The sequence below is a fragment of the Candidatus Palauibacter sp. genome, from assembly GCF_965216145.1.
In the GTDB taxonomy this organism is placed as follows: domain Bacteria; phylum Gemmatimonadota; class Gemmatimonadetes; order Palauibacterales; family Palauibacteraceae; genus Palauibacter.
Genome location: NZ_OZ244149.1, coordinates 1783914 through 1795898, shown reverse-complemented (window position 1 = coordinate 1795898; position 11985 = coordinate 1783914). Strand labels below are relative to the sequence as shown.

At 70.4% G+C, this 11985-nt stretch carries 10 protein-coding genes; 2 read left to right on the top strand and 8 right to left on the bottom strand.

Features of this window, described 5'->3' with window-relative positions:
• Positions 1 to 467: 467 nt before the first annotated feature.
• Positions 468 to 1781: an IS1380 family transposase gene (locus tag ACOOHF_RS07880; RefSeq protein ID WP_420464082.1), complete on the bottom strand. Its 1314-nt coding sequence runs from the start codon at positions 1779 to 1781 to the stop codon at positions 468 to 470.
• Positions 1782 to 2200: 419 nt separating this feature from the next.
• Here ACOOHF_RS07880 and ACOOHF_RS07875 point away from each other — a divergent pair, with 419 nt between their 5' ends.
• Positions 2201 to 2710, top strand: coding sequence for a hypothetical protein (locus tag ACOOHF_RS07875; protein WP_420464081.1), 510 nt, complete (start codon positions 2201 to 2203; stop codon positions 2708 to 2710).
• 170 nt (positions 2711 to 2880) lie between these two features.
• On the opposite strand, the gene ACOOHF_RS07870 is transcribed toward ACOOHF_RS07875, so the two are convergent.
• The 3 genes from ACOOHF_RS07870 to ACOOHF_RS07860 are packed head-to-tail and all read right to left on the bottom strand — an operon-like array spanning position 2881 to position 6933.
• Positions 2881 to 4053: a serine hydrolase domain-containing protein gene (locus ACOOHF_RS07870; protein WP_420464080.1), complete on the bottom strand. Its 1173-nt coding sequence runs from the start codon at positions 4051 to 4053 to the stop codon at positions 2881 to 2883.
• Positions 4050 to 4883 carry a sterol desaturase family protein gene (locus tag ACOOHF_RS07865; RefSeq protein WP_420464079.1) on the bottom strand — a complete coding sequence of 278 codons (834 nt, stop codon included), beginning with the start codon at positions 4881 to 4883 and terminating at the stop codon, positions 4050 to 4052. The genes ACOOHF_RS07870 and ACOOHF_RS07865 overlap by 4 nt, the downstream gene beginning before the upstream one ends.
• A 1-nt stretch (position 4884) precedes the next feature.
• Positions 4885 to 6933, bottom strand: coding sequence for a DUF4249 family protein (locus ACOOHF_RS07860; protein WP_420464078.1), 2049 nt, complete (start codon positions 6931 to 6933; stop codon positions 4885 to 4887).
• Positions 6934 to 7129: 196 nt separating this feature from the next.
• On the opposite strand from ACOOHF_RS07860, the gene ACOOHF_RS07855 reads away from it, so the two are divergent.
• Positions 7130 to 8701: a M20/M25/M40 family metallo-hydrolase gene (locus ACOOHF_RS07855; protein WP_420464077.1), complete on the top strand. Its 1572-nt coding sequence runs from the start codon at positions 7130 to 7132 to the stop codon at positions 8699 to 8701.
• A gap of 21 nt (positions 8702 to 8722) precedes the next feature.
• Here ACOOHF_RS07855 and ACOOHF_RS07850 read toward each other — a convergent pair whose 3' ends face one another.
• From ACOOHF_RS07850 to ACOOHF_RS07835, 4 genes are all read right to left on the bottom strand, one after another.
• A complete protein-coding gene (locus ACOOHF_RS07850; RefSeq protein ID WP_420464076.1) occupies positions 8723 to 9484 on the bottom strand; it encodes a DUF5715 family protein in 762 nt (253 codons plus the stop codon).
• Positions 9485 to 9613: 129 nt separating this feature from the next.
• Positions 9614 to 10567: a biotin-dependent carboxyltransferase family protein gene (locus ACOOHF_RS07845; RefSeq protein ID WP_420464075.1), complete on the bottom strand. Its 954-nt coding sequence runs from the start codon at positions 10565 to 10567 to the stop codon at positions 9614 to 9616.
• Entirely contained in the window at positions 10564 to 11235 is a 672-nt protein-coding gene (locus ACOOHF_RS07840; RefSeq protein ID WP_419934451.1) for a 5-oxoprolinase subunit B family protein, read from the bottom strand. The genes ACOOHF_RS07845 and ACOOHF_RS07840 overlap by 4 nt, the downstream gene beginning before the upstream one ends.
• Positions 11232 to 11963 carry a 5-oxoprolinase subunit PxpA gene (locus tag ACOOHF_RS07835; RefSeq protein WP_420464074.1) on the bottom strand — a complete coding sequence of 244 codons (732 nt, stop codon included), beginning with the start codon at positions 11961 to 11963 and terminating at the stop codon, positions 11232 to 11234. The genes ACOOHF_RS07840 and ACOOHF_RS07835 overlap by 4 nt, the downstream gene beginning before the upstream one ends.
• Positions 11964 to 11985 lie beyond the last annotated feature (22 nt).

The following is an 11985-nucleotide window of genomic DNA, read 5'->3' as shown; positions in this document are numbered from 1 at the left end:
ATCAGAGATTTGCACGAGAGGAAGAGACGCTGGCGTCGGATCGGACGGCGGTGGAGTCGCTCATGTCTCCATACTCGATGGATGGGACAGCCATGAGCCTCGACTTCTTCGACCGAAACGTAACGAAGGTGCCGGATCGTGCGCGCCTTCGGCTGTCAACGCTCACGAAGGAACCGCTGCAATCGATTTGCGTCCGTAATCAGCGGCCCTCTCCGCGTCGGTACGCGAAGGGCCACACGTAGAAGTAGTCTTTCACCCCGGATCCTGCGTTGGCGCATAGTCGGGCGGCCTGAGGGCGATTATGACCGGCGGTTGTGGCGACTTGGCGCGGGCGGTGGCGTTTTCGAGGCCGGACCGGGCCTCGGCGGAGGGCCGGCGGGGCTCGGGAGGGGTCCCGAACGGCTCGCGGAGACACGGGGAGTGGGCGCCGCCGCGCGGCGCCTTCGGAAGGCCGGGGTTGGGACCGGTCAGGCGGGTGCGGGCGGCGGGAGACCCCGCTCGATGGTCCGGAGGCCCCGCCGCGGGAGGCCGAGGGCCGGGTCGGCGCGCGCGAACCCGAGCAAGGTTCGGCGAGCGTGGGAGGTGATCCTCGCGGGCGCGCGCAGCAGGCGCAGCCGGATGCCGCGCGGCTGCACGGCGCGCCAGCGGCCGCCGAGGAAGTTCGCGCGCAGGATGTGGAGGAGTTGGTAGGCGAGCACGGCGAGGCTCCAGAGCAGGGCGTTGCCGCCGAGGTCGTCCACCGCGGTGCGGCCGGCCGAGAGCTGGCCCAGCTCCTCGATCCGCTGCTCGACGACCGCGCCCGCGTTGTAGGCGCGCCACGCCTCGACGGGGCCGATGCTCCCGATGTTGGTCAGAACGTCGGCGCTCATCGTGGTCTCCCACGCCGCGAGATCGAGTTCTCCCTCGTCCGGCCCGACCCGTCTCCGCCTCTCGACCGAGAGAAGCCTGGTCCCCCACAGCTCGCCGGAGGCCGTCCTCAGCTCCCGGTCCCCGGCCTCGTCCCGGGCGGCGGTCTCCCAGGCGCCCCGGAAGCCGTCGAGCCAGGCGTGCCGCGGCACCTTGAGCAGATAGGACACGCCGAGCTCCTCCATGCGCCGCGCGATGGACTTGGAGAAGAACCCCTTGTCCAGCCGCACGGTGATCCGCCGCACCCCCGCCCCCCTCAGGCGGGCCACCAGCCCGGCCAGCCACGCCTCCGCCCCCCGGGCCGTGTGCGCGCCCCCCGGCCGCCAGCGCACGCCGAGGCAGTCGCCCGTCTCCAGGACGTAGGCCAGAAGGGGGTGGTGCGAGGGGCGGCCCGGCTTCTTCGGGTTGTAGCCCCGCTCCGCCCCGGCCTGCTTCAGCCCGTAGCGCACCACGACGGTCGAGTCCATGACGATCGTCGCCGACCGGGGCGCCCCGCCGGCCAGCTCCCAGCGCCGCCGCACCATCCGCCACAACAACTCGTCCAGAAGCGGCGACAGCACGGCCGCCGAACCCCGCAACCAGCGCCCGAACGTGGCCGGGTGCGGCACCCGCGCCCAGCCGAAGATGCGGCGCACGCCCCGCCGCTCCAGAAGCGGCAGGTCGTCCATCACCCCGCCGCCGTACAGGAGCAGCACCACCCACGACTCGACCATCAGCGATGGCCGGTAGCGGCCGGGGACGTTCCCGCTCCGCCGGTCGATCCAGCCGCCCAGCCCCAGCGCGTCCCACAGCTTCCGAACCACGACGAGGCCGCCCGCGTCGGTGATCCGCCCGCCGCCCCCGCGGACCCTCAGCGCCGCCGCCGATCCTTGCACGTGCGGGCGCGGTCCGGTATAGTCGTTTCCACGCACCATTCGGGTGTCCTCCGTTCCGGGGTGAACTCTTGTCCAGTCCTCCGTAACGTAGGGCCCCGGGCGGTGCTTTTCCATAGTCCGACACTATGTTCGCACTATCGTCAAGGCCTCCACGGCCCGGCTACGGCCACCCTCCCGGACGAGCCCCGCGCCCACGATCGCAGGATCCGGGATAATGTACTGCGCCATCTTCGTCGATACGGTAAATGATTGCTTCCCGAGGATTCTCTGGGGCAGGGGGAATGTCATATGTTTTCTCCGGCCCGTTATCATCACAACTCATGCTGTGTCCACCTTTCTTTGTAATTCCCTTTTAGAATACTCCACCATCAACCGATGGTTACTTTTGTAAGTGAGTCCCTTTCGAAGCTGCCGAGGCCTTGCGGGATACGCGCGCGATACCGCTCATGATCGAGGCGCTGAAGTACGGCGGCGCCTACGATGCGCTGGCGGACCTGGGCGTGGCCGCCTTCCCCGCGGTTCTGGCGACCGCCAACGACCCCGGCCTGCATCCTTACCGAGTGTCGGGAGGGCTGACGGTGCTGCGTTTCATGGTCGAGGACGGCTCGCTTGGGCCGCGCCAAGTGGAGCAGGTCCGCGAGACGGCGCGGGAGCGCCTGTCCGGAACGCAGGATCCTTTCTTCATCGATGACGCCGTGCGGCTGGCGCTCGCGCTGGGCGACCCGGAGTTGCGGCGCACCGTCGAGCGGATCGCCGCCGACCGCGCGTACGCCGAGACACTCGTGTCGCGGCACTGGGAAGACGGAACAGAGGCATCCGTCGATCATCACGCGCAGGCCGTCGATCGTGTGCAGGCACGGGCGCGGCTGTTTCTCTCCGGCGGCGGCGGCGACATCGGACCGCTCCGTCGCCCGTCCTCGCCCTGGTAAGGGGGGGGCGCTCAGCGACGGGCGTAGTAGTTGGCAACAGATCCCCGCCCCGCCGACTACCCGCTGACCGTGATCGCGCGTTCGAGGCCGCACTTCTGATGTACGAGCCGACGGGATTCCGACGCCGGCCTCCTGCACGAGTTGGACCCGAGCGGCCCGTTCCGCTCGCCCTACCGGCGCATCGGACGCGCCGCGGCGATGACCGGACGCACCACGAGATCGGCCACGCGACCGGCCTGCTCGAAGTCGTAGTCGCGCACGCCCCGCCAGTGCGTCTGGCTGACCACGACGAGTTGACGATCGGGGACGACCCAGACGAACTGCCCTCCGTATCCCCACATGACGAACGCGGACACGTTGGCGTCGCCGCCCGCCCGGTCGTTCCAGGTCTGGTAGCCGTAGCCCGCGTCCCGTAGCACGCCGCCCAGGTCGCCCAGCGAGACGAGACGGGCCGTCTGCGCCTCCACCCACACCCGCGACACGACCTGTTCCGCGCCGGAGCGGCCGCCCTGCAGCAGGAGTTGTCCGATCTTGGCGGCGTCCCGCGCCCGAAGCGCCAGGGCGGCCCCGCCGACGATCACGCTGTCCTGCATGACCGGCCAGCGCTTGTTCACGATCCCGAGCGGGCCGAACAGCCCCCGCTCGGCAAACTCGAGCGCGTCGCCGCCGACCGCGCTACTCACGATCACGGTCAGCAGGTGCGATCCGCCCGTGTTGTACATGAACTGGCGACCGGGCGCGGCGACGACGGGCAGGTCGAGGACGAAACCGACAGGTCGGCCGGAGCGGGCCCAGGGGGTAAAATGCTCTGCGTCCGACCAGCGGATGCCGCTCGTCATCGTCAGAAGGTCCCGCACGCGGATGGCGTCATGTTCGGCCCGCAGCGAGGGATGCTGCAGCCACTCCGTCATCCGGTCTTCCGGGTCGAGCGACCCGCGCTCCGAGGCGAGGCCGACGAGGAGCGCGGTGACGGTCTTCGTCACCGACCGCATGTCGAACGCCGAATCCCGATGCATGCCGCCGAAGTATTCCTCCCGCACGAGCCGCCCGTTCCGCACCACGAGCAGCGCCCGCAGATTCGGCGCGGCCTCGTCGGCGCCGGCGAAGGCAGCGTCGAGCAACAACGGGTCGAACCCCTGCGTCGCGGGCTCGGAGGTCGCCCACGCCACCGACAGGTCGACGGGTGGCGGCACCGGATCGGGACCGGCGGGCCGCTCCGGCGGGGCAACCGGAGCCGCCGCCGCTCCGCACCCCGCCGATAGTGCGACGCCGACGACGCCGACGACGCCGGCAACCGGCCGCCACGACAGACAGGGGCCGCGTCTCCGGCGGTAGCGACTCACGGCATTCCGTCGAGGTCGGCCCGCTCGGGCGCCGTGGGCCGGTCCCGGGTGCGGCGGAACGGCATGGCGAGCATCCCGCGCAGCGTCCCCCACTCCGAACGATCCAGGTTCTCGAGACCGAGCCGGATGTCGCGCGGTTCCGCCCGGAGGCGGAAGCTCCCGAACACCCGGTCCCAGAACGAGAAGATGCTCGAGTAGTTCGAGTCCGTCTCCGGCTGGTAGTCCGAGTGATGGACCCAGTGCATCCACGGCGTGACGATCAGCCAGCGAAGCCGGCGGTCCACAACGCCGGGCACGCGCAGGTTGCTGTGATGGAAGAGGATGATGGGGAGGAGGATGGTTTCGTAGATCAGCACCTCCCCCACCGTCAGCCCCAGGAGCGGGAGCACCGCGAGACGGGCGATCGAGGAGAGGACGATCTCGCCCGTATGGAAGCGGAGTCCCGATGTGGCGTCCAGTTCCGCGTCGGAGTGATGGACCTGGTGGAAGCGCCACAGGAAGGGGATGTGGTGGTTGAGGCGGTGCCACAGATACTGCCACGCATCGAACGCGACGACCGCTACCGCGATCCGCGCCCAGCCCGGGAGTCCGAGCAGATGGAGGAGGCCGAAGCCGCGTTCCCTCGCCCCTTCCGTGACGAAGAGCGTCGCGGTGGCGAAGATGAGCGCCGTGACCGCTGCGTTCCCCACCCCAAACGCCAGGTTTCGCGCTCCGTGCCGCGCCCGCTCGCTCCGCCCCTCGAACATCGGGAGGACACCCTCGACCAGCCACAGGATCGCGAGGGCGAGCGTCGCCCCGGCGGTCTTCAGCGTGTTGGGATCGTCGAACACGCTACCGTTCGGGCCCGGTCCCGTCGGCGACGCTCACCTCGGCGGCTCCGAAGAACCCGAACGGGTACTGCTCCGGGCGCGTGGTGTTCGCGACGTTCCCCCGTATGGTGGCGGGCGGGACGGAAAACGAGTTCCCCGTGCCGAGCCCGTTCTGCTCGAAGAGCGCGTAGTAGTAGTCGTAGCCCCGCCGGGAGAGCGAGACCTGGCGGATCATGACGTGCGCCCCGGGCTCGATCACGACCTCGTTGTTGGGTTCGAAGCCGATGACGGGCTGACCGTCGTACAGGTCGTCCCTGCTCACCAGATTGAATTGATTGCCAGAACTGGGCGGCGGCTCGTTCACTCCGTCGACGAACTGCTCCCACAGATAGAAGTCCGGGCCGCTCGGGGGGTCCGTATAGTCGATCGCGGCCCGGTAGCCCGCCGTGTCGTTGACGAGCGTCTCCTCCTCGAAGATGAAATAGAGGGAATCGATCGGGGCCACCGGCGTCAGCGACGCCGAAGCGGCGTACCGATCTCCCTCATAGTCGATGGAGAGCGCGTACGTCTCTCCGATGCGGGCGTGGAGGTCGTTCGTCACGTAGTGGCCCCGCTCCGTCTCCACGAACGGGTAGACGCCGCCGGCCCCGTCGGTCACCGTGACCCCGGCCCCCACGGCGGGGGGCGCGGGCCGGTTGCCGAAGAAGGCGTCGGTGGTCGTGAGCCGGACCCTCTGCGTCCCGCCGGGCGCTCCCTTCACGAGTGCGATCCGCCCCTCCACGACCAGCCTCAGCTCCGGGGGCGCGGGGATCTCGACCTCCACGATCCGCTCGCAGGCCGCGGCGAAGAGGCAGCCGGACAACGCCGCGAGACGGACTGCCGTCCTCCCGGCCATCAGAAGCGCCGCCGGTAGCTGATGCTCGGCACGATCCCGAACACGGAGGTCTCCACCGCCTCCGTCACCAGACGCGAGTCCTCTCTCTGCCGGAAGGCGAGCGCCTGCGCGTTGATCGTAGCGCCCGATGCCCGCCCCGAACTGCAACTGGTCGCGAGCCCCCAGCGTCCAGGATTCGTCGACGCTCAGACTCAGGTGGCGGACCCGGGAGTCCAGCGACACGGCGCGCGCGTTGAAGCCGCTCTGGATGTGGTAGTCGTAGTCGCTGAAGGCCAGCGTCACGTGCGAGAAGATGGAACCGAAACCGTGATTCCAGCGCATCGTGCCGGCCGCGTTCCCCCACCCCACCGAGGCCACGCTGCCGACCTTGAGGCGGTCGCGACCGAAGTATCCGGACACCATGACCTGGCCGGTCGCCCCGTAGCGGGCGTTGGCCTTGGCGTTGAGATCGTAGAAATAGGCGGTGCTCTCCCTCACCTCCGGGTCGCTGGCCAGGCCGAGGAAGAGGTCCGCATAGGTCCGGCGCCCCGCGACGAGCCACGAACCGTTGCCGTCGAACAGCGGCCCCTCGAGGTTCAGCCGACTCGAGAGGAGTCCGATCGCGTGGGCCGGGTTGAACACCTCGGAGTCATCGAGGAGGATCAGGTTCTCGTCGCCCGCGCCCCCGCGCACGTTGATCGCGGTCGTCGCGTCGTTCGTCGTCGTGATCCCGGGATAGAGCGTCAGCGTGCGCACGGGATCGGCCTCACCCAGCACGACGGGGAGTCGCGAGAGGGCCGGGATGTCGAATCGGATCACGCTCATTTCGACCGTCCCGGGGTCGAGGTCCGGGGGTTCGTGCTCCGTCTCCACGGTGAGTTCGGCCACGGAAACCGGCCGCAGGGGAAGCGCGAAATCCGCCGAGGTCGTCGCCTCGAGATTCACGTCGCGGGTGACGGTCTCGTATCCGAGTCTCGACACGCGGATCGTGTAGCCGCCGGTCGCCAGTTCGATGGAGTAGTACCCGAACCGGTTGGTCGCGATGGAGAGTCCGGGCTCCACAATCTCGAGCCGGGCGGTACGGAGCACCTCGTCGTTCGCCGCCGAACGCACGTACCCCGACAGGCGGACGGTTTCCGGCTCCTGCGCGTGCGCCGCGCCGGCGCCGGCAAAGATCATTGGGATCAGGGCCAGCATCGGCAGGCCCGCCCGTGCCTTGAGGCTGATGGTCGGTTTCTCGACTTGTAGTGACAATCCGGCCGCACGACGTGACAATCCGGCCGCACGGCGGGGCCGTGGCCGCGCGCAGCCGGGGCACGCAAGTTCCACGCCCGGGGCTGGCGCCCGCAGCAGTCTAGCCCCTCGGGAAACAACCTACAAAGGATCGAGCATGATGAAGCGGATTCCTTCCTCCGCGCTCCTCACCGTCCTCGCGCTCGCGGCGCTCTCCGGCGTGGCGGGTGCGCGAGATTCGGCCGCCCAGACCTTCCCCACCGACGACCCCGTGATCCGTCTCATGTGGGAGGAGGGGATGGGGGACGGATCGCAGGCGTTCGACCTCTCGCAGGCGCTGATGGACTCGATCGGCCCGCGGCTGATGGGATCCCCCGCTTTCGACGCGGCGGGCGACTGGCTGCTGGCGCGGTACGCGGAATGGGGGATCGAGGCGGAGAAGCAGGAGTACGGGACGTGGACCGGGTGGGAGCGGGGCTACAGCCACATCGACCTCATTGCGCCGCGGGTCCGCTCGCTCGAGGGGATGATGCTCGCCTGGAGCCCCGGAACGGACGGTCCTGTGGAGGCCGATGTCGTGCTGCTCCCCCAGGTGGGATCGCGTGAGGAGTTCGACGCCTGGCTGCCGTCGGTGGCCGGCAAGGCGGTCGCGATATCGTTCCCCGAGCCGACCTGCAGGGAGGACCAGTCGTGGGAAGACCACGCGACGCCCGAGACGGTCGAGAGAATGCGCGGCAGCCGGGACGAGGCGCGGGGGGCGTGGTTCTCCGGTATGCGCAATCTGGGAGGCGACTTCGCCCAGCGGATCGCCGACGCCGGGGCGGTGGCGCTGCTGACCGGGCGCTGGTCGCAGGGGTGGGGGGTGGACAAGATCTTCAGCTCGCCGACCCGCACGGTGCCCGGCCTGCACCTGAGCTGCGAGGACTACGGGCTGCTGGCCCGGCTCGCCGAACGCGGCCAGTCGCCGCGGGTGCGGATCGACGCGCGCGCGGAGTTCCTCGGCGACGTCCCGGCCTTCAATGTCGTGGGTCGGATCCCCGGCACGGAACTTCCGGACGAGTACGTGCTCCTCAGCGCGCACCTCGACTCGTGGGACGGCGCCTCTGGCGCCACGGACAACGGCACCGGCACGATCATGATGCTGGAGGCGATGCGCCTTCTGAAGGCCGCCTACCCGAACCCGCGGCGGACCATCCTCGTCGGACACTGGGGCGGCGAGGAGCAGGGCCTCATCGGCTCGACCGCGTTCGCGGCGGACAACCCGGAGGCCGTGGACGGCCTTCAGGCCGCGTTCAACCAGGACAACGGCACGTGGCGGATCGACTACATCCGCATGCAGGGCTTCACCGGCGCCGGGGCCCACTTCGGCCGCTGGTTCTCGAACATCCCGGTCGAGATCACAGGGCACATCGAACTCGACATCCCCGGCGTCCCGGAGACGGGCGGCAGCGACCACATGTCCTTCATCTGCAAGCCCGCCCCCGGGTTCCGCCTGCAGTCGAACTACCCCGACTACCGGCAGTACACCTGGCACACGAACCGGGACACGTTCGACAAAGTCGTGTTCGACGACCTGCGGAATAACGCGACGCTCGCGGCGATGCTCGTCTACCAGGCGTCCGAGGATCCCGAGCGGGTGCCGCGCGATATGCGCGTATTGCCGGCCGGCCCAGGCGGCGGACCCGGCCAGTGGCCGCAATGCCGCCCCCCGCGCCGCAGCGCCGGAGGCTAGCGGTCCGACTCGGCCCGCGGCTCAGTTCGGGACGGTGAGGACCTGTCCCGGATAGATCCGGCTGTCGTCGAGGTTGTTCGCGGAGCGGAGGCGGGTCACGGTCGTGTCGTGCCTGCGGGCAATTTCCCACAGCGAGTCGCCCGGCCGAACCCTGTACTGTCCCGCGCTGCCGAGCGAGATGCGCTCGACGTACGCGGCGTACTGGCGCGGGAAGAGCGCCACGTGGTAGTGCGGCGGCCAGCGCTCGAGTGATGCCTCCAGAACGCCGGAACCCTCCAGCTGCAGCAGGACCCGCTCCAGCCACGCGCGGCACCTGGAGTCCGGCCGGCGGAGGTCCAAAGCCATCCCCGTCGGATGAACGGAGCGGGGCGAGGCGTTCCGCGGCTGACGGTTCCTGGGCCGGGTCAGGCTCGTGACGACGAGTTGCTCGCCGCAGGCCCGCCTGTACTGCGGCGCGAGGCGCGAGATGAAGAGCTTGACCTCGGGGCGCGCGTAGGGGAACGAGATGCTGTGGAGCCGATAATCCCGCGATTCCGGCACGCGCACGAGATAGCCGCCGTCGACGAACCGCCGGACCTGCGCCGGCGAGGCGATGAACGTGAAGTCGTGCTCGCGGGCGGCGCGGTTCTGTCTGTCCAGCGAACTCGTGGACCCGCGCAGACTCTGACCCGGGAGGTGTGCGGGGACTGCCGTCGCAAGGCAGATGGCCGCCACCGCAAATGAAAGATGCGAACTTCGAAGGGATCGCGCGCCGTAGCGCAACAACGCCGAACGGATTCTCACCACCGCCTCCACCCCGCTGTCCACCCCACCCCGAACTACCTGTGGATCCGTAATATAAAAAAAACAGGCTCCCGGATTCAACCCCGACCGGCGCGATCCCCCAAAAAGTCGGTCACGAGGCGCGCGGTGTCAGTAATCTCCGATCCCGAAGAAGGACTCGCGACGCACCAGGGCACGCCGCAGCGGCTCCGGTTCCGCCCGGACGAAGCGGGCGATCGTGCCGGGCCTGGCCTGGGCGAGGGCATCGAGCGCGATCGGGTCCAGGGCGCCGAGCTTCGGATAGCCCCCGATCGTCGGGCGGTCCCGCATGAAGACGAGCGGACGGCCGTCGCCGGTGACCTGGACGGTGCCATCGACGAGGGGCGCGGAGTCGAGGACGCGCGGGCCGGAAGCCAGGGCGGGGCCGGCCAGCCGGACCGCGGTGCGATTGCTTGCCGGGTCGACGGTCCACTCCGCGGCGAACGCGCGGTCGCGATCGGCTGGCGAGAATTCCGGCCACTCGTAGGCGACGACGAGCGGGAGGGCCAGCGCGGCGCGGGGTGACGGGACGAGCGTGGGCGGGACGCGGCGGACCGGGCAGGCCCGGTCGGGGGCGGCCCAGCGGAGCGCTTCGCCCGCCCGCAGCGGCCGGCCGAGCCGCCCGGGCAACCCGTCGCGGGCCACGGCGGATGCCGAGCCGAACGCCCGGTCGACCTCCAGCCCGCCGGGGAACGCGACGTAGGCGCGCATGCCGGTCGCGCTGTACCGGAGCCGCAGCACCTGGCCCGGTCGGGCCCGGAGGGTCCGCCAGCCGCCCGTCTCGACGCCGTCGAGCGAGGCGGCGCAATCGGCCCCCGTCAGCGCCACGATGGTCTCGACGACAAAGCGGAGGTCGAGACCTCCCAGGGTGACCTCGAGCGCGGCCGCCCCCGGTTCATTGCCGAGCAGCCGATTGGCCCACAGGTACGCGCGCTGGTCCATCGCGCCCCCCGGCGCGAGACCGGCGCGGCGGCCGCTCCGCCTCCCCAGGTCCTGGACCGAGCAGTACGGCCCGGGCCGATCCAGCACCCCGTGGGGCCCCGCGTCCCCGCCCGGTGAACTCACTCGCACTCCGTCTCGTAGTCCTTCCGTCCGATGCGGCGGAACTCGACCGAGCCGCCGGGCGCGAAGCGCGCGATCCGCTCGGCCGCGTCCGCGAACAGGGCCGCCGGGACGCGACCGACGAGGCGCCACCCACCCGGCCCCTCCGCCGGGTACACGCCGGTGCGCCGGTCCGCGATCCCCACTGCCCCCTGCGGCACCCGCGCGCGGGGAGACGCGAGTCGGGGCGCGGCGATTCGCGCATCGAGGTCGCCGAGGTAGGCGAACCCCGGGGCGAATCCCGTCGCGAGCACGAGGTACGTCGAACCACAGTGCAGGCGCACGACCTCATCGGGCGTCAGCCCCGCGATCGCCGCCACCTCCTCCAGATCGGGCGCCAACTCTCGCTCGTAGCAAACCGGCAGCGTGACCGCCCCGGCCGGCGTCGTCTCCGGCTCGGCCTCCAGCGCGATCCGCGCGCCGGCCGCAAGGCGCGCTTCGACTTCCGCCGGATCCCAGCGGCTCGGCGCCCCCTCGACCAGGAGTCGGTTGAAGGCCGGAATCGTGGTCCGCAGATGGGGCAGGCTCTCGCGGGCGAAGCGTTCGAGGGTGAGTACGCGGGCGATCCCATCCCGGTCGGGCGCGACCGGCAGCGTGACCAGGGCGCTCGCTGGCCCCGGAAAGGCGATCACGCCGGGCGCGGTATCAGTTCGCGGATCCGGAGCAGGGCCTCCCGGGCCGCGGGATTGTCACCGTGCACGCAGAGCGTCTCGGCCGCCACCCGCAGCGGCCCCTCGGGTGTCTCCACGAACCCGTCCAGGAGGCGCGCCACATGCGACGCCACCGCGTCGGGGTCCGTCAGAACCGCCCCCTGGATCGAGCGCGACCGCAGACGCCCGTCCGCCGCGTAGCCGCGATCCGCGAACGCTTCGAACACCAGTTCCAGCCCGGTATGCTCGAGCAGCGCCGCGTGCCGTTCGCGATCCGGCGTCGCCTGCAGGACGAAGGCGAGCGAACCGTCCACCGCCTCCACCCCCTCCGCCAGCCTCCTCAGCAGTCCGTCATCCGCCATCATGGCGAGGTACAGCGCCCCGTGGGGTTTCACGTGATGGAGTGGCGTCCCCAGGGCGGTCGCGACCGCCCGCAGCGCGCCGATCTGGGCCTGCACCTCGAGCACGAGCGAGTCCACCGGCCAGTCCAGCTTCAGACGCCCGAAGTTGCGCCGGTCGGGATAGCCCGGGTGTGCCCCCGCCTTCACCCCGTGCTCGGCGGCCAGGGTGAGCGTCCGGGCCATCGTATCGGGGTCCCCGGCGTGTGCCCCGCACGCGATGTTCGCCCAGTCGATGAGCGGCATCACCGCGGCGTCCGCCCCCTTCTCCCAGGGCCCGTAACTCTCTCCCATGTCGCAGTTGAGAAGCATGCCGGAACATATCTTGCGCGAC